Below are 22277 nucleotides of genomic sequence, written 5' to 3' on the forward strand. Positions count from 1 at the left end.
GGATCGCCGTGCCTGCTGCCGTTTGTTTGAGCCAACCCGCCGTGCTGAATACAGCTCAGCCGATCGTCATCAAATTCGCATTGCCGCCCGCGGCCGCCGTGTTCACGCTCACCGAGCGTTCCGTCAGCAACCGTTCGAGCGCATATTCCTGCTCGCCGTCGTGCGCGTCGTCGGCGAATGCTCCCGCCGGCACACCCTGCACCGAGACGATCGGTCCCGGGCGTTTCGCGACGTCCTTCACCAAGGCCATCAATTCGTCGCTGTCGCCTTCGAACAAAACCGCATCGAAGGCCGCGTCCTGGCTCTTGCTCGTCGATGCATACGCCTTGATCGACGCCGGCAACGCCGCTACGAGTTGTTCACCCGCCGCACCGGAAAACAGCGCTTTGTTGCCCGTGGCGAGCACGGCGGCGAGTTGCGCGCGCGCGCCGCTTGCCGTCGATGCCACGCACAACACCGTGCCGCGTGCGCCGAGCGTGTACGTGTTGCGCTCACCGGTCGGGCCTGCCAGCACGGCGGTCGCACCGGCCATCACGTGTTGCAGATGGCCTTCGCAACGTGCCGCCGTTTGCGGATCACGCTCGGCGATCGCCCAGTCACGCAACGCGGTCAGCGCAGCCGGCGTTTCGTTCGCAGCCGTTTGATCCACGATCAGCGCGCTTTCCAGCGATTTCGGCAAGCCCGTGGGACGTTTGGCAAGCAGCCGTTGCAAGTACAGCGCGCCGCCTGCTTTCGGTCCCGTGCCCGACAAGCCTTCGCCGCCGAACGGCTGCACACCGACAACCGCGCCAATCACGTTCCGGTTCACGTAGATGTTGCCCACGTGCGCCCGGCTGACGACGTGCGCGATGGTTTCATCGATACGCGTATGGATGCCCAGCGTCAGCCCGTAACCCGTCGCCTTGATTTGGTCGAGCAGTTTATCAAGATGCGCCCGGCGATACCGCACTACGTGAAGTACCGGGCCGAAGACCTCGCGCTTCAACTCATCGATGGAATCAAGTTCGATCAGCGTCGGCGGGACGAATGTGCCTTGTGCGCAGCCATCGGGCATGGGCAACTGCACGACGTTGCGGCCCTTCTCGCGCATCGAGGCAATGTGGGCGTCGATGCTCTGCTTCGCTTCGGCATCGATCACCGGGCCGACATCGGTGGAAAGGCGGTCGGGATTGCCCATCGCGAGTTGCCGCATCGCGCCGGTGAGCATTTCGAGCGTGCGATCCGCGATGTCGTCCTGCAGGCACAATACGCGCAGCGCCGAACAGCGTTGACCGGCCGAATCGAAGGACGATTGCAGCACGTCCGCGACCACTTGCTCGGCCAGCGCCGACGAATCGACGATCATCGGGTTCTGTCCGCCCGTCTCCGCAATCAGCGGAATCGGCCGGCCGTCCGGGTCGAGCCGTTCGGACAGGGTCTTGTTGATCAGGCGCGCGACTTCCGTCGAACCGGTGAACATCACGGCACGCGTGCGCGGATCGGCGACCAGCGCCGCACCCACGGTTTCACCGTTGCCCGGCAGCAATTGCACCGCGCCCGGCGGCACGCCGGCTTCGCGCAGGATGCGCACTGCTTGCGCTGCGATCAGCGGCGTCTGTTCAGCCGGTTTCGCGAGCACCGGATTACCGGCAGCGAGTGCTGCGGCCACTTGTCCCATGAAGATCGCGAGCGGGAAGTTCCACGGGCTGATGCAAACCACGGGGCCGAGCGGACGGTGGGTATCGTTGGAAAACTCGCTGCGGATCTGCGCCGAGTAATACCGCAGGAAATCGATAGCCTCACGAATCTCCGACACCGCATTCGCCAGCGATTTACCCGCTTCGCGCACGACGAGACCCATCAGCGTATGCATCTGCGCTTCGAGCAGATCGGCCGCGCGGGCGAGGCAATCGGCACGTTCATCCACAGGCGTCGATTGCCAGATCGGCGCGACGGCGACGGCGTTACTCAGAGCGAGAGCAACTTGCTCGGATGTAGCCTCAACCACGGTTCCAACCAGGTCGCGCAAGTCGGCGGGGTTACGAACGTCCCGTGCGACGCCTTCCACTACGTCGGCGGTTTCGAGCATCGGCGCCGCGCGCCACGGATGATTCGCGCTTGCCAGCAACGCCGATGACAACGACGCCAGCCGATGCTCATTCGACAAATCGAAGCCCATCGAATTGAGGCGCTCGTTGCCGTACAACTGACGTGGCAACGCGATCTTCGCATGAGGCAGACCGAGCGGCGTGAGCTTGGACGCTTCGTCGATAGGGTCCTGCACCAGCTCGCTGACCGGAATCGCTTTGTCAGCGATACGGTTCACAAACGACGTATTCGCGCCGTTCTCGAGCAAGCGGCGCACGAGATACGCGAGCAGCGTTTCGTGCGTGCCAACGGGCGCATAGACGCGACACGGCCGGTTGAGCTTGTCGCGTCCGGTGACTTCTTCGTACAGCGGTTCGCCCATGCCGTGCAGGCACTGGAACTCGTACTGCCCGGGGTAATAGTTCCCCCCGGCGAGGTGATAAATAGCCGACAGCGTGAACGCGTTGTGCGTGGCGAATTGCGGATACACGGCATCGGGCGCGCTGAGCAGTTTTTTCGCGCAGGCCACGTACGAGATGTCCGTATAGATCTTGCGCGTATAGACCGGATAGCCTTCGAGGCCATCCACTTGCGCGCGCTTGATTTCCGAATCCCAGTAAGCGCCTTTCACCAGCCGAACCATGATCCGATGCCGGCTGCGACGCGCCAGATCAATCAAATAATCGATAACGAACGGGCAGCGCTTTTGATAAGCCTGCACCACGAAACCGATGCCGTTCCAGCCGGCCAGTTCCGGATCGAAGCACAGCGCTTCGAGCAGATCGAGCGAAATTTCAAGCCGGTCGGCTTCTTCCGCATCGATGTTCAGGCCAATGTCGTAACGCCGCGCGAGCAGCGCCAGCGCTTTCACGCGCGGCAGCAACTCGGTCATCGTGCGTTCCTGTTGCGAGCGCGAGTAACGCGGATGCAGCGCGGACAGCTTGATGGAAATCCCCGGGCCTTCGTAAATGCCCCGCGATCCGGCCGCCTTGCCAATCGCGTGAATCGCCTGCTCGTACGACGCGTAATAGCGAACCGCGTCTTCTTCGGTCGTCGCTGCTTCGCCGAGCATGTCGTAGGAATAGCGGAAACCGCGCGCCTCGAACTTACGGCTGTTAGCCAGCGCTTCCGAAATCGTCTCGCCCGTGACGAATTGCTCGCCCATCAGGCGCATGGCCATATCGACGCCCTTGCGGATCAGCGGCTCACCGCCACGGCCAATCAGGCGCGTCAACGCCGACGACAACCCCGCTTCGCTATTCGTCGTCACCAGCTTGCCGGTGATCATCAGGCCCCACGTCGCCGCGTTCACGAACAGCGACGGCGCCTGGCCCATGTGCGAGCGCCAGTCGCCCTTGCTGACCTTGTCGCGGATCAGCGCGTCGCGGGTGGCGCGATCGGGAATGCGCAGCAAGGCTTCCGCGAGACACATCAGCGCGACGCCTTCCTGGCTGGACAGCGAAAACTCATGGATCAGCCCTTCGACGCCGCCGCCCGTCTGTTTCTTGCGCAGCGCTTCGACGAGCTTCGTCGCCATGGCATTCGTTTCGGCGGCGACGTTGGCCGACAACCGCGCCTGTCCGATCAGAAACGGCACGCACTCCGGTTCCGGCCGCCGGTACGCGGCCGTGATCGCGGCGCGCAGCACCGATTGCGGTTGCACGTTCTGGGCGAAATCGAGGAAGGGATGCGGCGCGCCGTCCTCTTCCGAGTCGGCGTGCACCGACGGTTCCAGCGTATCGGCTGAACCGATTGCACCGGACAGTTCAGGTGGCAACTGTCCATGTTCGATGCGTTCGAGATACGCGAAGATAGCTTGCTTGATGAGCCAGTGCGGCGTGCGTTCGAGCCGCGTGGCAGCGTCTCTAAGACGGGTACGCAGCAGATCGTCGACTTTAACGCCCAGGGTGGTGCTCGCCATATATCCTTCCTTGCCGGAATCGGACCGGCGATAGCTTGAAAAGTGGCGGAATCGTAACCCGCTCATAAAAAAGGTGCAACCAACTTTTCGAGACGGGTTGCACCTATTGAAATTCCTTTCGGAACAAGGGATTACGGGTAATTGAGGATGGCCGTGTGGGCTGGACGTGCTCTAGGATTTCGCGTTTGATAATTTTTCTTGAGCCACCCCTAAGTAATCGCTGTCTGGTGCCGATAAGAACTGGTACGGCCATATCAGCGATGAAACTTTGCGGCCGTCTTACATGCAGCCGCGCGGTTTCGGGGGAGAAGAGGATATGAGCACCTGGACGATTTTTTTCAGCATTTGGGCGATGTGCGCGCTGTGCGTGGTGTTGTTCATCCGCGGCGCGCATCCGCACGTCGAGCGTCCTGAGAGCGACCGCGACAGCGGGAATGACATGACGGTCGGCGGCCTGACGGTTGCGCGCGTGCAAGGCGCGGACCGCGGCAATAGCTGAAGAACGAGCAAAGGCGCCGGGCAACGCGAGGCTAAAACCCACTTACCGACGCAAGCGAAACTAGATATCGAGTGGATCGACCTCGACATTCCATCGGATCACGCCTTTTACCTTGAGACTGCGTAACGCCGGCTGCCAGGCCCGCAACGCATTCTGCAACACGGCACGCGACGCGCATTCCAGCAACAACTGCGCGCGGTGCACGTTAAACACCTTCACGATTGTCAACGGCACCGCGTCGTACACGGTCACGCGTTCGGCGCCTGCCAGCGCCGCGAACTCCGCCGCCGCCGCTCCCAGAAAGTCCAGCGCGGCCTCCAGCGTGCGTCCTTCGGCGCGAAGCATCGCCTGATAGACGAACGGCGGCAAATGGGCATCACGGCGCTCGGCTAGCGTGGAATTGGCAAACCCAACGTAGTCGTGCCGCGCCAGCGCGTGATAAAGCGCGTGCCGCGCGTAACGCGTCTGGATCATCACTTCACCCGGCAAGCCAGCGCGCCCCGCCCGGCCGCTCACCTGCATCAACTGGGCGAAAAGCCGCTCGCTGGCCCGGAAATCGTGAGAAAAAAGCGCGGTATCGGCGTTGAGCACGCCGACCAGCGTCACGCGCTGAAAGTCGTGCCCCTTCGCGATCATCTGCGTGCCGACGAGGATATCGACCTCGCCCGCGTGGACATCGGAGAAAAGGGCTTGTGCGCTGCCCTTGCGCCGCGTGCTGTCGGCATCGATGCGTAGAACCCTCGCTCCCGGCACAGCCGTCGCGAGCGTTTCTTCGACGCGCTGCGTGCCGCGGCCCATCGGCGCGATATCCACATTGCCGCAGTCCGGGCAGGACTTGGGAATCCGCGATTCCCAGCCGCAATGGTGGCAACGCAACGCGCGCTCGGGCTTGTGAAGCACGACGTAGGCGCTGCATCGCGGGCAGCCGGCGACCCAGCCGCAGGCGTCGCACGAAAGGATGGGCGCGTAACCGCGCCGGTTGAGGAACACGAGGCTTTGCTCGCCGCGTTCCAGGCGCGTTTTCATCGCGGCGATCAGCGGCCCCGACAAGCCCTCCACCGACGCCCGGCCGCGCTGCCGCTCCTCTTCCAGGTCGATCAGCCGAACGCTTGGCAGAACCGCCGTCGCCACGGCTCGGCGCGTGAGCGTGAGCTTGGTGTATCGGCCCTGCTCGGCCTGCCACCAGCTTTCGAGCGATGGCGTCGCCGACCCCAGCACCACCGGAATTTCCAACTTATTCGCCCGATAAACCGCGAGATCCCGCGCCGAATAGCGCAAGCCTTCCTGCTGCTTGTAGGCGGGATCGTGTTCTTCATCGACGACAATCAGCGCCAGCTTCGGTAACGACGCCAGCACCGCCAGCCGCGTCCCGAGCACGAGCCGCGCGCGGCCCGTGTGCGCCGCGAGCCAGTTGCGCGCGCGCTCGCCTTCGGCCAGCCCGCTATGCATCGTCACGATGGCGCCCTCCGGCAGCGCGGCGAAACGCGTGCGGAAAGCAGCTTCGAATTGCGGCGTGAGATTGATTTCCGGGACGAGCACGAGCGCTTGCGCGTCAGGGCGCGAACCAAGTAAATGGGCCAGTGCGTGGAGATAAACCTCGGTTTTGCCGCTGCCGGTTACGCCGTGGAGCAAGAACGCGGCGAAACCTTTCGCGCCGGTTATCGCATCGACGGCATCGGATTGCTCTGCGGTCAATTGCGGCAAAAGCGCGTCGGCGGCGTGCAGCGCGGCCTTTTCAACCGCGGGCGCCAGCGCAATGTCCTGCTCCGGCACATCACCGGTTTCCAGCGATACCCATCCGCGCATCTGCCATTCATCAAGCGTGGCGCGCGCTTTCGGATGCAGCGCGCGGGCCTCGGCAGCGGGTAACGTGGGATTGGCAGCGAGGGCATCGGCGAGACGGCGCAGTGCGGTGGCGCGCGCCGGCAACGCATCGGGCAAACTCGCGCGCCCTTCCGGCATCAGCCGATACCGCTCCTCCGGCGCCAGCAATTTCGCCCAGCGCGAGGCGTCGCGCAGAACCTGCGGCAGCGCGGGCAACGCCACTTCGCCCAGACCGCGCTGGTAATACTCGGCCGCGAACAGCGTCAGCGCACGCCATTCGTCGGCAAGCGGCGCGAGCGTGCTGCAAATAGCGGCCACATCACGCAGCTTGTCCGTCGGCACGTCGGTGTGATCCGTGACCTCGCAAATCAGGCCGACCGCATCGCGACGTCCGAACGGAATCCGTACCAGCATGCCGGGCAGCGGCGTGGGGGCCAGATCGTATCGATAGTCGAAAAGCGTCGGTAGAGGATGGTCCAGCGCGACGCGGACAAAGACGCTCAATTGTTCCACCGGCCGCAAGCCACGCCTGAGCAACCGTTCCACCTGAACATTTGACTGTGCGGGGCGTAGTTAAAGTGAAACATCACAATCGACGCTAAGCTGCGGATTATTTTTGAGATTTCGAAGCTTTCCACAGGCCTGTGGATAACTTTGTTGAGAACTTTGATTGACAGGGACAAAAAATGGCGATCTCGCTCGTTGTGTGCGGTAGCCCACATTCCGGGTTGATCTCGAATTTCTCTTATTAATCATGTATTTGAAGACACAAAACATGCCCTCATCATGGCGTTCCGGTCTGAATTGAAGATGGCGCGCCGCAACGTACAAAATGTGCATAAGTCAACTCTTGACATTGGCGGAACGGCCAATCTACGGGCATTTGGCGGCACTTTTGTCTTGCCGCCCAAACGTTTGACGTAAGCTTTTCGTGACGCAGGGCAGCAATCTTTTTTGACCAAACGTCAGTTCTTTAAACGAATGGCGCGACTGTGACGATGTACTTCGTCAACGAGTTCCGCCACGTTCTCCGGACGCGTGAATTGCGAGATACCGTGGCCGAGATTGAAGACATGGCCGGGGAAATTACCGAAGCTGTCGAGCACGGCGCGCGCTTCGGTGCGAATCACGGCCGGCGATGCGAACAGCACCGCTGGATCGATGTTGCCCTGGAGCGCGACCCGATCGCCCACCTTTTCGCGCGCCTGGCGCAGGTTTACGGTCCAGTCGAGACCCACCGCGTCCACGCCGATTGCGGCGATTTGTTCCAGCCACAAGCCGCCGCCCTTCGTGAACGTGATAACCGGCACCTTGACGCCGTCGTGTTCGCGCTTCAATCCTGCGACCACTTTCGCGATGTAGTCGAGCGAGAAGCGTTGATACGCGCCGTCGGCGAGTGCGCCGCCCCAGGTATCGAAGATCATCACGGCTTGCGCGCCCGCTTCGATCTGCGCGTTCAGATAAGCGACGACCGCCTGCGCGTTGATATCGAGGATGCGATGCATCAGGTCCGGCCGCGTGTAAGCCATGGCCTTGACCGTATGGTGATCGGGCGATCCGCCGCCTTCGACCATGTAGCAGGCGAGTGTCCAGGGGCTGCCTGAAAAACCGATCAGCGGCACTTTCTGGCGGCCTTGCGCATCGGTGAGTGCGCGGCGGATTTGCGATACCGCGTCGGTCACGTAGCGCAGCGTCGCGTCGATATCCGGCACGTGCAGCTTGGCCATGTCCTCTTCGGTGCGGACTGTGCGCTCGAATCGGGGGCCTTCGCCCTGGACAAAATTCAGGCCGAGGCCCATTGCATCGGGGATAGTCAGGATGTCCGAGAACAGGATGGCGGCGTCGAGCGGGAAGCGTTCCAGCGGCTGAAGCGTGACTTCCGTTGCGTAATCGGGATTGGTTGCGAGGCCCAGGAAGCTACCGGCGCGAGAACGCGTGGCGTTGTACTCGGGCAGATAGCGGCCCGCCTGACGCATCAGCCAGATCGGCGTGTAGTCGGTGGGTTGGCGCTGCAGCGCGCGCAGGAAAGTGTCGTTCAGGAGTGTGGAAGGCACGTGGCTTGGAGCGTAGGGCAAAGGGACATTCTACCGGACGGGGGGCGGGTCGTTCGTACTCAAGGGGGGGCGTTCGCACTCGATTTGGGGTTGGTGGTGGGGTAGGTTTTGGGGCGGCGAGTGGGGGGTATTGGGTCAGTGCCGGGTTGGTGCTTTCGGCCGTGGTGGTCTGCGAGAGTCGGATTTTCTCTTTATCACTATTAGCCACTGTGCGTGGCGGCACGTCATTTCTTTGTCCAAAGCGACAAAGAAACGAAGCAAAGAAAGCGCTTTCAACCACGCTACCCTAAGTGTCCACAGCGTGCAGTTTTCATTCATAGGTGCCCCAAAAGCACGGTGCTCGCCAGAGCGGAGGATGTGTGAACCCCTCCTTCTCGCGAATCCTGACATGAACACGCTTCGCCCCGTACGCTCTCGGGCAAGCACCATTGCCAAGGAACCCGCGCGGCCTCACGCGTTCCGGCTGCCGCGCTCTTCGCGTGTCAGCTACGTGGTCTGACGGTTATGTCCGTAGGTCACGGCACCACGCGTGTTGCTGCTCCAGTTTTGGTGAGTTACCCGCGTGGTCACCACAGTTATTTGCGTGGGTACGGCCTTACGCATCTTCGCGACCTCGTTTCCAGCAGGGTTGGCGACATGGTTCGAGGCGTGTACACATTTGGAGGGAGGTTATCCGCGGATAGCGCGGGGTGAACCTTGGGCAGATTCAGTCACTGGTGGCGAAGCGTGTGGGTATCCGTGTTCGGAGAAAGAGGGGTTCACACATCCGTGGTTCTGGCGAGCACCGTGCTTTTGGGGCACCTATGAATAGAAACTGCACGCTGTGGACACTTAGGGTAGCGTGGTTTAAAAGCGTTTTCTTTGCTTCGTTTCTTTGTCGCTTTGGACAAAGAAATGACGTGCCGCCACGCACAGTGGCTAATAGTGATAAAGAGAGAATCCGACTCTCGCAGACCACTAACGCCGAAAGCACCAACCCGGCATAGACCCCGACCCATGAACCAGGCAAACCGGCACTGACCCCAACCCCACCCCCACCCCCAGAACCGCCCCAAACCCCGGACCGAGTGCCAACGACGCCCTATCGGCGACTGAAATAATCTTTCCAGGAGTATCGATGAAAGTTCTTGCCCTTGGATGCGCGTCACTTCGCAGTGTCTTTCGCACAGGTATTTGCGCCCTGCTGCTCGGCTTCACCATCGGCGCGCAGGCGCAAACCGTGCAAGGCGGCAGCATCACCGTCGCCCCCGGTGCGACATCACCGGCCAGCACTCAGGCAACTCCGCCCACCCCATCGAGACTCGACGAAATCCTCGCCCGCGGCACACTGCGCATTTGCACGACCGGCGATTACAAGCCGTACTCGTTCCTGAGGCCCGACGGCCAGTTCGAAGGCATCGACATTGATGCCGCACAAAACCTCGCCCAGTCGATGAACGTCAAAGCCGAGTTCATCAAGACATCATGGTCGAACTTGATGAACGATTTCGTCGCAAGGTGCGACATCGCAGTCGGCGGGGTTTCAACCTCGCTCGAACGCCAGAAACGCGCGTTCTTCACGCAACCCTATATGGTCGACGGCAAGACGCCCATCGTCCGCTGCGCCGACGTCGATAAATACCAGACCGTCGCGCAAATCGATCAACCCGGCGTACGCACCATCGTCAATCCGGGCGGTACAAACGAGAAGTTCGCGAAGCAGTTCTTCACGCACTCGCAACTGATCGAGTACCCCGACAACGTGACCATCTTCAAGCAAATCCTCGACGACCAAGCCGACGTGATGGTCACCGACGCCTCCGAAACCCTGCTCCAGCAAAAGCTGAATCCAGGCCTGTGCTCGGTCCATCCGGACAAGCCGTTCCAGTTCGGAGAAAAAGCGTACCTGCTGCCACGGGGCGATGTGGTGTTCCAGCAGTACGTCGATCAATGGCTGCACCTGTCACGCTCGACAGGCGAGTTTCAGGCAATGCTCGATAAATGGCTGAAATGAGGACTGCAGGCGGCCGGTCGCGGCCTAGCCTGGGGGCGGCTCTTTCCCATCATTTGTTCAGATTGCCGACGGCTTGGAGCGTTTCAGCCCATCGGCCCGACGCGGCGGTCGCCTCGGCGAGTAGTTGGTCCCAGTCATCAGGCGGTTGACCCTTACCCAGCATTTTTGAGAAGACCTTGTAGGCGTCGCTTCCCGAGCCGTAGGCGCGCTTGCTGTCCTCATCATTTACCCAGCCGAGGAGGATGATCTTCGAAGCCTTGTGGTAACGGAAGAACAGACGGTACTGCTGGAAAAACTTCGCACGAAACCAATGCTTACGATCATCGCCGAGCGTGGTGCCCTGTCGATATTCAGCCTTCTCCGGATCCTGTGGGATCGCGTCCAGCATCAGATGCGCGATTACGGCGAGCCGCTTGGCAGCATTCCTCTTGTGGAAATTGTCGGGATCCTTTTGACTGAGCGCGAAGACTTCCGAGTAGAGCGGTTCAAGCTGATCGATGAAAAGCGGGTGGCCGAAAATCGTCCACCCGTTGACGACAAGAGGAACTGGTCGTGCGGTCATTCATCGTCCGGTGAAAGCGGCGCATCAATATCGAAGACAACGTCCTTCGTCAGCGCCCGAAGGCTCTGGACAAACTCGGGTGCGAATGACTTCAGGCGCTCCGGATGGCGTTCGATATCGTGCGCCAGAAAGTCCAGAAACGGACCAAAGGCAGGATCTTCTTCGTCGGCTGCGACCCGGGTCATGGTGACCTCGCCAGTCGGCTTGACGCGATAGTGGATCTTGTCTCGCTTGCCGAGCTTGAGCGCACGCCGGATCGTCTCCGGCACCGTGGTTTGATATCGGTCGGTCAGCGATGATTCAGCTTCCATCGCGAAATCGTTCTCGATTGCGTATGACATGTCGGACCCCATTCCGTAACAACGGCACACATGGTAATGCAAACGAATTGCCACGTCAATGCAAATGCATTACCTTCAATCTGAGGGTCCGAATCATGAGCCGCCATGGCCTAATCGATGGTGCCATCGTGGGCGCGGGCGAAAGAGTCGGCGCGCTGCCGTGCGGTCGCGACCGCCCTTTTTCCCCAACCGCTCACGCCCACGTCAGCTTCAGCAGGTTGATAACTCTACGTAAGCATCACGTAAGTTCATGTCGCTCGGCATCGAAAAGTCAACGCTCTGCATGTAACAATTCACCGAAGCGTTCCGACGTTTTTTTCATCCAGAGCGCCGCCGCTTTCGAATGCGCCTGGATCCGGCCGAAGCCATGCGTCATGTCGTGCGCATCGATTACCTCGCTACGCCCGCCATTCGCCTCCAGAAAACGCGCGAATTCGTGCGCGTCGTCATAGAGCGGATCGTAGGCTGCAGCCACGATCAACGCCCGAGCCGGCGTCCGATCGTAGGATTGCGCGAGCGGAAAAGCACGCACGTCGTCATCGGCCGGCGGTTCAGCCGTCAGGAATTGAGCCCAGTAAAAGCGCATTTCTTCCGTGGTCAAACCCGGCCCTTCGGCGTTGGCTGTAAAGCTGCCGCCCTCGAAACGGCAGCGCGCCACCGGATAGATCAACAACTGCGCGGTGACCAGACCGGCTACACGATCGTTCGCAGCACGCGCAGCGACGGCCGCGAGATGGCCGCCCGCGCTGTCGCCGGCCACGCCCAGCCGGTTGGTCGCGAAGCCCAGACGCGACCGATGCTCGGCAAGCCACAGCAGAGAGTCGACCGCATCGTCAACGGGCGCGGGGAACGGATGCTCCGGCGCCATCCGGTAATCCACGCTCACGACCGCGCAATGCGAGTCCAGGGCGAATCGCGCGATCATCAGGTCGTGCGTGTCCAGATCCCCGACCACCCAGCCGCCGCCATGAAAATAGACCACCAGCGGCAATGGCCTTCTAGCCCCCGCCGGCCGATAAATCCGCGCCCGCAGCGTACGCCCGTCAAGCGGCAGGACCGTATCCTCAACGTCCAACCCCGCCGGACGGGGCGCGGCGAACTCGCGCGCCACATTCTGAAACTGTCGGCGTATGGCGATCGGATCGGCATCGGCCGGCAGTTCGGGGAACGCCGTGGCCACCCTGGCGTAATAGGCGAGAAGGTCTGCGTCGATGGTCATGCGCTTGTCTCCAGTACAGTGCGCCGCCCGGTCGGGTCGACGTTTTTTAATTGTCCTTAAAATCTACATATCGTGCTCGGCAGCGCGAGCATTTCTAAGAGGCGTCGAAATATTGGCTCGTAAATCACAATAATCGACAAAATATGGACGAAATAATCGCCGAACCCCATGCGTCAAGGGTTACAACCTGAAACACTTTGTTACGGTGATGCCCGGATTATTCGCCCACAATCTCCTCAACGGTCTCAACACGGATGTGACCGAGTGCAGCGTTGGTGAACTACAACGTTTTGAGTTGCATTCGGCGGTCGGCCTGGTGCCGAATCCCAGTTTCAGGGACATGTTTGTTGGGGTCGTTGGTCGATGAATTATCGGCCGGTCCCACCCTTGGTCTCCTCGCGCTAACCCCGTAGCGTGTGGTTTTTAGCGGGCTCCAGGCCCGCTTTTTTTTCGTCTATACAAACGTTTGCGTAAGAACTTAAATGGTCGCCGTGATTACTCCGGCGGCCATTTTCGGTTGTAGATCTCAGTAATTACCCATAATTAAGCCGTTTTAGACTCTGATAGCTTCAGTTCATCGATCATCTTCGCTCGCATGATGAACTTCTGGACCTTGCCGGTGACTGTCATCGGCAGCTCGTCGACAAAGCGGATATGCCGCGGAATCTTGTAGTGCGCGATCTGCCCTTGGCAGAACTCGCGAATATCTTCTGCCGTCGCGTGCTCGCCTTGGCGGAGAACAATCCACGCGCATACTTCCTCGCCGTATTTACTATCGGGAACACCGAATACCTGCGCCGATTGAATTTTCGGGTGCCGGAACAGGAATTCTTCGATCTCGCGCGGATAAATGTTCTCGCCGCCGCGAATCAGCATGTCCTTTAAACGTCCGACGATATTGCAATATCCCTCGGCATCGAGCGTCGCCAGATCGCCGGTATGCATCCAGCCATCGATAATCGCTTCGCGCGTTTTTTCTTCGTCGCCCCAATATCCTTTCATTACCGAATATCCGCGCGTGCAGAGTTCGCCGGTCTCGCCAACCGGGACGATTTCGCCGAGCGGATCGACCAGCTTCACCTCCAGATGCGGCTGGATCTGACCGACGGTCGTGGTGCGTTTATCAAGGGGATCGGTGGTCGAACTCTGAAACGACACTGGGCTCGTCTCGGTCATCCCGTATGCGATCGTGATTTCGCGCAGATTCATCTCCGCGACCACGCGCTTCATGGTCTCGATCGGGCAGGGCGAACCCGCCATGATCCCGGTGCGCAAGCGGCTGAGGTCGTACGTTTCGAAGTTCGGGAGATCGAATTCCGCGATGAACATCGTTGGCACGCCGTGCAATGCGGTGCAGCGCTCTTCATCGACAGCGGCTAACGTGGCGGCGGGATCGAAAGCTTCGCCGGGGAACACCATCGCCGCACCCACCGATACGCACGCAAGCACCGCCAACACCATGCCGAAGCAGTGATACAGCGGCACGGGAATGCACAGCGAATCCTGTTCGGTGAGCAACATCGAGCGCGCGATGTAACGGCCGTTGTTCACCACGTTGTGATGCGTAAGCGTGGCGCCCTTCGGATTGCCGGTGGTGCCGCTCGTGAACTGGATGTTGATGGGATCGTGGGCCGTCAGTGCCGATTCCAGCGCGTCGAGCTGTGCCGTGTTGAGCCGATCCCGGCCGTGCGACATGACATCGGGAAAACGCAGCATGCCGGGCGTCGCGCCCTCGCCCATGCGGATCACGGCTTTTAAATCGGGGAAACGAGCAGCGTTCAGTGCGCCAGGTTCTGCGGTCGCGAGTTCCGGCGCGAGCGTTTGCAGCATCTCCAGATACTTCGATGTCTTGAACTGTTCCGCTGCGATCAACGCCTTGCAGCCGACCTTGTTCAATGCGTACTCAAGCTCCGCCAATCGATACGCCGGGTTGATGTTCACCAGGATCGCGCCGATCCGCGCCGTCGCGAATTGCGTGAGCAACCATTCAGAGCGGTTCGGCGACCAGATGCCTACACGATCTCCCGTTCCCACGCCGAGCTTGAGCAAACCCGACGCGAGGACATCGACTTCATCGGCGAATTCACGCCAGGTCCAACGGATATTTTGCTCGCGGAAAATCACGGCAGAACGGTCGGGGTATTTCTCGGCCGTACCGCGCAGGAAGCGGGAAACGGTGGCGTCGCTCAGTGGGATGTCTGTCGAGCCGCGAACGTACGACAGGCCGTCGCGTGGTTCGATCTGCGGCCCGGCGTTCGTCGGTTGGATAGGCATATCGAAGGTCTCCTCCGTGGGATGGCGCTAAAGGCGAAGAGGATGCGCCATGAAAGCGATTCGGAAGGCTAATTGTGCATCGCGAGGGAAAGCCAGGGCATTGAGTGTTACCCGCAAGTTACCCGCAAAAACGTCCGGATCAACGCATGTTGGTTGTGCAGATTTGCGCGGAAGCGTGCGGCCTTGAGCGTATGTGTATGTGTTAGCCCGTGCATCGCCGTTTCTTCGAAGGCCAATAAAAAAAGCAGCCCGATGGCTGCTTTTTTATCTCGCCAAACTCGCGAAAAACTCAGTGATTACCGCGCAATTTCCGCAGCCGCTGAATCGCCGCGATCTGAGCCGTCGCGTACGCCAACTCCGCTTGCGCGGTTGCGTACTCGAGGTTCGAACCCGTGTTCTGCAACGCTTCTTCAGCGCGCTTCTTCGCTTCGAGCGCCTTCGCTTCATCGAGATCCTGACCACGGATCGCGGTATCGGCCAGAACCGTCACTACGCCCGGCTGAATCTCGAGAATCCCGCCAGCAACGAACACAAACTCTTCGTCACCGTTCTCCGCTTCGATACGCACTGCACCCGGACGAATCCGCGTGATGAGCGGCGTGTGGCCCGGCAGAATGCCGAGTTCACCCGCTTCGCCCGGCAGCGCGACGAACTTCGCACGGCCCGAGAAGATCTGCTCTTCCGCGCTGACGACGTCTACTTGAATAGTTGCCATATCGACTCCCAGTTGAGTGTATTACGAGGCGCTCGCTTTGGATAAAGCCAGCGCCCGTTGCGTTACACCCGACCCTTACTGGATCTTCTTAGCCTTTTCGAAGGCTTCGTCGATCGTGCCGACCATGTAGAACGCCTGCTCCGGCAGATGATCACATTCACCTTCCACGATCATCTTGAAGCCGCGGATGGTTTCCTTCAGCGGCACGTACTTGCCCGGCGAGCCCGTGAAGACTTCCGCGACGTGGAACGGCTGCGACAGGAAACGCTGGATCTTACGAGCGCGCGCAACCGCGAGCTTGTCTTCCGGCGCGAGTTCGTCCATGCCCAGAATCGCGATAATGTCGCGCAATTCCTTGTAGCGCTGCAGCGTTTGCTGCACGCCACGCGTGATGTTGTAGTGCTCTTCGCCAATCACGTTCGGGTCGATCTGACGCGAGGTCGAATCGAGCGGATCCACAGCCGGATAAATACCCAGCGAAGCAATATCACGCGACAACACGACGGTTGCATCCAAGTGACCAAACGTGGTCGCCGGCGACGGGTCGGTCAAGTCATCGGCGGGAACGTACACGGCTTGCACCGAAGTGATCGAGCCGGTTTTCGTCGACGTGATCCGTTCTTGCAGACGGCCCATTTCTTCAGCCAGCGTAGGCTGATAACCCACTGCCGACGGCATACGTCCCAGCAAAGCTGACACTTCCGTACCAGCCAGCGTGAAACGGTAGATGTTGTCCACGAAGAACAGCACGTCCAGACCTTCGTCGCGGAAATGCTCGGCCATTGTCAGGCCGGTCAGCGCCACGCGCAGACGGTTGCCCGGCGGCTCGTTCATCTGGCCGTACACCAGCGCGACCTTGTCCAGAACGTTCGAATCCTTCATTTCATGATAGAAGTCGTTCCCTTCGCGGGTACGCTCGCCAACACCGGCGAACACGGAATAACCACCGTGCTCCTTAGCGATGTTGTTGATCAGTTCCATCATGTTCACGGTCTTGCCCACACCGGCGCCACCGAACAAACCAACCTTACCGCCCTTCGCAAACGGGCAGATCAAGTCAATAACCTTGATGCCGGTTTCCAGCAGTTCAGTAGACGGCGACAGATCTTCGAACTTCGGCGCCTTCTGGTGAATCCCGCGCGTAACGTCCGAGTTGATCGGGCCGGCTTCGTCGATAGGACGACCCAGCACGTCCATGATCCGGCCAAGCGTCGGCTTGCCGACAGGCACGCTGATCGGCTTACCCGTGTTCTTCACGACCGTACCGCGGCGCAATCCATCCGATGCACCCAGGCAAATGGTACGAACCACGCCGTCGCCCAGCTGCTGCTGGACTTCAAGCGTCAGTTCCGAGCCTTCCAAAACGAGCGCGTCGTAAATTCTCGGCATGTCGGAACGCGGGAATTCCACGTCGATAACCGCGCCGATGCACTGTACGATCTTGCCTTCTACCAAAGCAGTAGTACTCATCGCATTTCCTTTAGATACTTGATTCTTCACTCGCGCGACAGGCGCAGTTCGATTCGACGCTCACGATCAACCGACCGCTGCAGCGCCACCGACGATTTCTGACAATTCCTTCGTAATCGATGCTTGCCGGCTCTTGTTGTACACGAGCTGCAATTCACCAATCACGGTCTTCGCGTTATCGGACGCGGCCTTCATGGCGACCATGCGAGCCGATTGCTCCGATGCCATGTTTTCCGCCACCGCCTGATACACGAGCGCTTCGACATAACGCACGAGCAGTTCGTCGACGACCGTCTGCGCATCCGGCTCGTAGATGTAATCCCACGATGTCTTCGGCGTGACCAGTTCGCTGTTTTTATCCAGGCCGTCCTTGCGCGCGAAATCGCTTGCCGACAGCGGCAGCAACTGTTCGATCACGGCTTCTTGCTTCATCGTGTTGACGAAGCGCGTGAAAGCCAGATAAACCGCGCTGATCTTGCCTTCCGAATACAGGTCGAGCTGAACCTTGATCGCGCCGATCAGCTTTTCCAGATGCGGCGTGTCGCCCAGATGCGTGACTTGCGACACGGTCTTGGCCCTCAACCGATTCAGGAAGCCCAGACCCTTGCTGCCGATCGCCGATGCTTCGATCGTCTGCCCCTTCTGCTCCAGCTCCTTGAACTTCAGGAGCGCCGCGCGAAGGATGTTCGTGTTCATGCCGCCGCACAGACCTTTATCGGTCGTGACGAGGATCATACCGGCCGCTTTCGCGCCCTTGTTCTCAACCATGAACGGATGGCGATACTCAGGCGTGGCAGCGCTCATGTGAGCCGCGACGTCGCGGATCTTGTCGGCATACGGGCGAGCAGCGCGCATGCGCTCCTGCGCGCGGCGCATTTTCGACGCAGCCACCATTTCCATCGCCTTGGTGATCTTGCGCGTGTTTTGCACGCTCTTGATCTTGCCGCGGATTTCCTTCATTCCAGCCATTGCTTACTCCTTGTCGGCCCGAGTTAGCGCGTAAGCGTTACTCGGGTCCCATGCAAAGCGGTCGATCCGAGTTAGCGTGAGCGTTACTCAGGCCCATGCAAAGCTATCGAAGTGGCGCGGGATGCTTCGTTGATTCTAAAAGCGGCCCGCGCCGCTTCAAATTTCGACCAATACGAGGATCAGTAAGCGCCCGACTTCTTGAAGTCCTTCAGCGCGGTATGCAATGCGCCTTCGTCGTCCTTCGACAAGTCTTTGTTCTGTTCGATGCGATTGATCAAGTCCGTGTGCTTCGTCTTCAAGTAGTCGCGAAGACCCTTTTCAAACGGCAGCACCTGAGCAACTTCGAGATCGTCGAGGTAACCGTTGTTCGCGGCAAACAGCGCGATCGCCAGTTCCCAAACTTGCAGCGGCTGATATTGCGGCTGCTTGAGCAATTCCGTCACGCGACGGCCGCGCTCCAGCTGCTTACGCGTAGCTTCATCCAGGTCCGATGCGAACTGCGAGAACGCAGCCAACTCACGATACTGCGCCAAGTCGGTACGAATACCGCCGGACAGCTTCTTGATGACCTTGGTCTGCGCTGCACCGCCGACTCGCGACACGGACACGCCTGCGTTAATAGCAGGACGAATACCAGCGTTGAACAAGTCGGTTTCCAGGAAGATCTGGCCGTCGGTAATCGAGATCACGTTCGTCGGAACGAATGCGGTCACGTCGCCGGCTTGCGTCTCAATGACCGGCAGCGCCGTCAGCGAACCGCTCTTGCCCTTCACTTCGCCCTTCGTGAACTTCTCAACGTAGTCTTCCGACACGCGAGCAGCACGCTCCAGCAGACGCGAGTGCAGATAGAACACGTCGCCCGGATACGCTTCACGACCCGGCGGACGGCGCAACAACAGCGAAATCTGACGATACGCCCACGCTTGCTTGGTCAAATCGTCATACACGATCAGCGCGTCTTGACCGCGATCGCGGAAGTATTCGCCCATCGTGCAGCCGGCGTACGGTGCGAGGTATTGCATCGCAGCCGATTCCGAAGCCGAAGCCGCGACCACGATGGTGTATTCCATCGCGCCGCTTTCTTCAAGCTTGCGCACCACGTTCATGATCGACGAAGCCTTCTGGCCGATTGCAACGTAGATACAGAAGAGGTTCTTGCCCTTCTGGTTGATGATCGCGTCAATGGCCACAGCCGTCTTGCCGCACTGGCGGTCGCCAATGATCAACTCGCGCTGGCCACGGCCAACCGGCACCATTGCGTCGATGGACTTCAGACCCGTTTGAACCGGCTCCGACACGCCCTTACGCCAGATCACGCCCGGCGCAATCTTTTCGACGGCGTCGGTCATCTTTGCGTTGACCGGACCCTTGCCGTCGATAGGCACGCCCAGAGCATCGACCACACGGCCGAGCAGTTCCGGACCTACCGGCACTTCGAGAATACGGCCCGTCGTCTTGACGATGTCGCCTTCCGAAATGTGTTCGTATTCGCCCAAAATCACGGCGCCAACCGAATCGCGCTCGAGGTTCAGCGCGAGGCCGAAGGTATTGCCCGGGAATTCGAGCATTTCGCCCTGCATCACGTCCGACAAACCGTGAATACGCACGATACCGTCGGTCACGGAAATCACAGTGCCTTGGTTGCGAACATCGGCGCTCGCTTCCAGACCCTGGATCCGGCTCTTGATCAGCTCGCTGATCTCAGAGGGATTGAGTTGCATTAGTCACTCCTGATAGTCAATTCTTTACGTGCGCCGGCGCAAAAGCGCGTCAGGCGGACAGAGCCGTCTGCATGCTGGCGAGGCGCGCGCGGACCGAGGTATCGAGTACTTCGTCGCCTACCGTCACGCGGACACCGCCAATCAGCGACTTATCGACTTCAACGGCAGGTTTCAGCTTGCAGTGGAACTTGCGTTCGAGATTCGCGACAAGGTCGGTCAACTGTGCGCCTTCCAGCGGAAATGCGCTGACAATCAGCGCATCGGCCGCACCTTCGCGGGAATTCTTCAGCTCGTCGAACTGCACGGCAATTTCCGGCATCAGCGTCAACCGGTGGTTGTCCACCAGCATCCGCACTAAGTTCTTTGCCTCCGGCTGTTGCGCGAGCGGCGATTTCACCGCCGACAACAACAGCTCGCTGACCTGATCGCGGCTCACTTTCGGGCTCGTCGCAATGGACAGCACTTCAGGCAGACGCGCAACCTGAGCCAGCTCCTCGACGAAGTCAGACCAGGCGGCGAGCTCACCCGCTTCGGCCACGCGGAATATGGCTTCTGCGTACGGTCGGGCGATGGTTGCAAGTTCGGCCATGATCAGAGCTCGGTTTTGAGTTGATTCAGCATATCGGCGTGAACCGATTGATCGACTTCGCGCTTCAGGATCTGCTCGGCGCCCTTCACGGCCAGCGCCGCGACTTCGCCGCGCAATGCTTCGCGCGCTTTGACGACTTGCTGTTCTGCGTCGGCCTTCGCTTGCGCAATGATGCGCGCGGCTTCAGCCTGGGCGTTAGCCTTGATTTCGTCGGCGACGGCGACTGCGCGCTTTTCAGCATCCGCAATACGCTGTTGGCCGTCGGTACGGGCTTGCGCGAGTTCCTGGTCGACGCGCTTATGTGCGGCTTCGAGTTCGGCCTTGCCCTTTTCAGCGGCTGACAAGCCGTCGGCGATCTTCTTCGAGCGCTCATCCAGGGCGTTGATCAACGGCGGCCACACGAACTTCATCGTGAACCACGCGAGGATCAGAAACACGACCATTTGCGCAAACAGGGTTGCGTTGAGATTCACGGTGTTTCCTTAAACGTTGCTAATCCGGAGAGTGAAACGGCAAGGCGCTTGATCGAGGGTTGCATCGATTAAGCGCCGTTGCACGTTCCGTCCTGCGCTTAGTGCCTAAAGCCTAAGCGCACACTTCCGAGGAACCTCAGCCTGCGGCGAGCTTCGACAGCAGCGGGTTCGCGAACGCAAACAGCATTGCCACACCAACGCCAATCAGGAACGCCGCGTCGATCAGACCAGCCAAGAGGAACATCTTGGTTTGCAGCGGGTTCATCAGTTCCGGCTGGCGAGCACACGCTTCAATGTACTTGCCGCCCATCAAACCGATACCGATACAGGCGCCGATTGCACCCAGGCCGATGATGATGCCGATACCGATGGCGGTCAGACCCTGGATGTTGGCGATGAAAGCGTTCATGACTACTCCTATGTGAAAAAGACTTTGGAACTAGATTTATAAAATTGAAACTCGATACGATTCTGCTGATTTTTGGTTCGCCGCTGCGTTGTTCCGCAGCGTTTTACCGAACTACTGTGAGCCTTCCCTGCTGCCTGATTGCGTTACTGAGTGCTTAGTGCGTGTCATGCGCCTGGCCGAGATACACCAGCGTCAGCATCATGAAAATGAACGCCTGCAGCAGCACGATCAGAATGTGGAAGATCGCCCAAACCGTCCCTGCAACTACGTGGCCCAAAAAGCCGAGCACAGAGGCGTCCGCGCCGAAATGCCACATGCTGCCGAGCAGCGCGATCAGCAGGAACAACAGTTCGCCTGCGTACATGTTGCCGAACAGCCGCATGCCGAGGGAAACCGTCTTGGCGACGAACTCGATGATGTTGAGTGCAAGGTTCGGGATCCACAGCAGCGGATGCGCGCCGAACGGAGCGGACAGCAGTTCGTGCACGAAGCCGCCAGCGCCCTTGATCTTGAAGTTGTAGTAAATCATCAGCACGAACACGCCGATAGCAATGCCCAGCGTGCCATTCAGATCAGCCGTCGGGACGATGCGCATATGCGGGAACGTCTCCGACAGACCCAGCCAGCCGATCACGCGCGTGGGCAGGTCAACCGGGATGAAGTCGAGCGAATTCATGAGCGCGACCCACACGAACACCGTGAGGGCGAGCGGGGCGATGAAACGGCGGCTGCCGTGGACCATCGACTTCGACTGGTCTTCCACCATCTCGACCAGCATCTCGATTGCGCACTGGAAGCGACCCGGCACGCCGGACGTCGCTTTGCGAGCCGCCAGACCAAGAATCGCGATGGTGACGATGCCGCAAAGAATCGACCAGAAAAGCGTGTCGAGATTCCAGACGTGGATGTCGAAAATCGACGTCTGCTGCGACGTGGAAAGATTCTGCAAATGGTGCGCGATGTACTCCGACGGATCCATCGCGTGCGTTCCTTCGCTAGCTGCCATAACTTTAAAGCCACCCAAATTGTCGAAAATCTTCCGCCGCCTGCGTGATCCTCGAGCCGCCACATGGTTGGCGGTTCGCAGGGCGCAGGCCCGCGTGCAGGACACGAAATCCGCACGTATTATTTTGCTCTGATACCGTTGGCACTTCACTTACCTGGCGCGTCAAGTCTG

17 protein-coding genes are annotated in these 22277 nt (G+C 59.9%); 2 read left to right on the forward strand and 15 right to left on the reverse strand.

All coding sequences use genetic code 11. The features are described from left to right. Positions 1–55: 55 nt before the first annotated feature. Complete coding sequence (gene putA / locus HB376_RS17890) at positions 56–3988, reverse strand: trifunctional transcriptional regulator/proline dehydrogenase/L-glutamate gamma-semialdehyde dehydrogenase (protein ID WP_213765009.1); 3933 nt, start codon at positions 3986–3988, stop codon at positions 56–58. A gap of 316 nt (positions 3989–4304) precedes the next feature. Between putA and HB376_RS17895 the strand changes: the two genes are divergently transcribed. After that, positions 4305–4487, forward strand: a complete 183-nt coding sequence (locus HB376_RS17895; protein ID WP_213765142.1) for a hypothetical protein — start codon at positions 4305–4307, stop codon at positions 4485–4487. A gap of 60 nt (positions 4488–4547) precedes the next feature. Here the strand turns inward: HB376_RS17895 and HB376_RS17900 are convergent, their stop codons facing one another. Both HB376_RS17900 and hemE read right to left on the reverse strand, forming a co-directional pair. Further along, positions 4548–6815, reverse strand: coding sequence for a primosomal protein N' (locus HB376_RS17900; protein WP_213765010.1), 2268 nt, complete (start codon positions 6813–6815; stop codon positions 4548–4550). Positions 6816–7276: 461 nt separating this feature from the next. Next, positions 7277–8365: a uroporphyrinogen decarboxylase gene (gene hemE / locus HB376_RS17905; protein WP_213765011.1), complete on the reverse strand. Its 1089-nt coding sequence runs from the start codon at positions 8363–8365 to the stop codon at positions 7277–7279. Positions 8366–9482: 1117 nt separating this feature from the next. Between hemE and HB376_RS17910 the strand changes: the two genes are divergently transcribed. Then, a complete protein-coding gene (locus HB376_RS17910; RefSeq protein ID WP_213765012.1) occupies positions 9483–10358 on the forward strand; it encodes a transporter substrate-binding domain-containing protein in 876 nt (291 codons plus the stop codon). Between the two features lie 49 nt (positions 10359–10407). Here HB376_RS17910 and HB376_RS17915 read toward each other — a convergent pair whose 3' ends face one another. The 12 genes from HB376_RS17915 to atpB all read right to left on the reverse strand — a co-directional run bounded on the left by HB376_RS17915 (position 10408) and on the right by atpB (position 22106). Further along, positions 10408–10920, reverse strand: a complete 513-nt coding sequence (locus HB376_RS17915; protein ID WP_213765013.1) for a type II toxin-antitoxin system YhaV family toxin — start codon at positions 10918–10920, stop codon at positions 10408–10410. Beyond that, on the reverse strand, positions 10917–11261 hold the full coding sequence (locus HB376_RS17920; protein ID WP_255631413.1) for a type II toxin-antitoxin system PrlF family antitoxin: 345 nt from the start codon (positions 11259–11261) through the stop codon (positions 10917–10919). Before HB376_RS17920 ends, HB376_RS17915 begins: the two co-directional genes overlap by 4 nt. Before the next feature lie 271 nt (positions 11262–11532). After that, positions 11533–12480, reverse strand: a complete 948-nt coding sequence (locus tag HB376_RS17925; protein ID WP_213765015.1) for an alpha/beta hydrolase — start codon at positions 12478–12480, stop codon at positions 11533–11535. Positions 12481–13023: 543 nt separating this feature from the next. After that, entirely contained in the window at positions 13024–14754 is a 1731-nt protein-coding gene (locus HB376_RS17930; RefSeq protein WP_213765016.1) for an AMP-binding protein, read from the reverse strand. Positions 14755–15043: 289 nt separating this feature from the next. Then, entirely contained in the window at positions 15044–15469 is a 426-nt protein-coding gene (locus HB376_RS17935; protein WP_031364241.1) for a F0F1 ATP synthase subunit epsilon, read from the reverse strand. Between the two features lie 75 nt (positions 15470–15544). Beyond that, a complete protein-coding gene (gene atpD / locus HB376_RS17940) occupies positions 15545–16939 on the reverse strand; it encodes a F0F1 ATP synthase subunit beta (RefSeq protein ID WP_213765017.1) in 1395 nt (464 codons plus the stop codon). Positions 16940–17005: 66 nt separating this feature from the next. Beyond that, positions 17006–17908, reverse strand: a complete 903-nt coding sequence (atpG, locus tag HB376_RS17945; RefSeq protein WP_213765018.1) for a F0F1 ATP synthase subunit gamma — start codon at positions 17906–17908, stop codon at positions 17006–17008. A 179-nt stretch (positions 17909–18087) separates the two neighbouring features. Next, positions 18088–19629, reverse strand: coding sequence for a F0F1 ATP synthase subunit alpha (atpA, locus tag HB376_RS17950; RefSeq protein ID WP_213765019.1), 1542 nt, complete (start codon positions 19627–19629; stop codon positions 18088–18090). Positions 19630–19678: 49 nt separating this feature from the next. Next, positions 19679–20218, reverse strand: coding sequence for a F0F1 ATP synthase subunit delta (locus HB376_RS17955; protein WP_213765020.1), 540 nt, complete (start codon positions 20216–20218; stop codon positions 19679–19681). A gap of 2 nt (positions 20219–20220) precedes the next feature. Further along, complete coding sequence (locus tag HB376_RS17960; RefSeq protein WP_213765021.1) at positions 20221–20691, reverse strand: F0F1 ATP synthase subunit B; 471 nt, start codon at positions 20689–20691, stop codon at positions 20221–20223. A 136-nt stretch (positions 20692–20827) separates the two neighbouring features. Then, a complete protein-coding gene (gene atpE / locus HB376_RS17965; protein WP_047895197.1) occupies positions 20828–21100 on the reverse strand; it encodes a F0F1 ATP synthase subunit C in 273 nt (90 codons plus the stop codon). Between the two features lie 154 nt (positions 21101–21254). Beyond that, positions 21255–22106 (reverse strand): F0F1 ATP synthase subunit A, encoded by an 852-nt coding sequence (gene atpB / locus HB376_RS17970; RefSeq protein ID WP_213765022.1) that lies wholly within the window; start codon positions 22104–22106, stop codon positions 21255–21257. Positions 22107–22277: the final 171 nt, after the last annotated feature.

This window comes from Caballeronia sp. dw_19, assembly GCF_018449515.1.
Classification (GTDB): domain Bacteria; phylum Pseudomonadota; class Gammaproteobacteria; order Burkholderiales; family Burkholderiaceae; genus Caballeronia.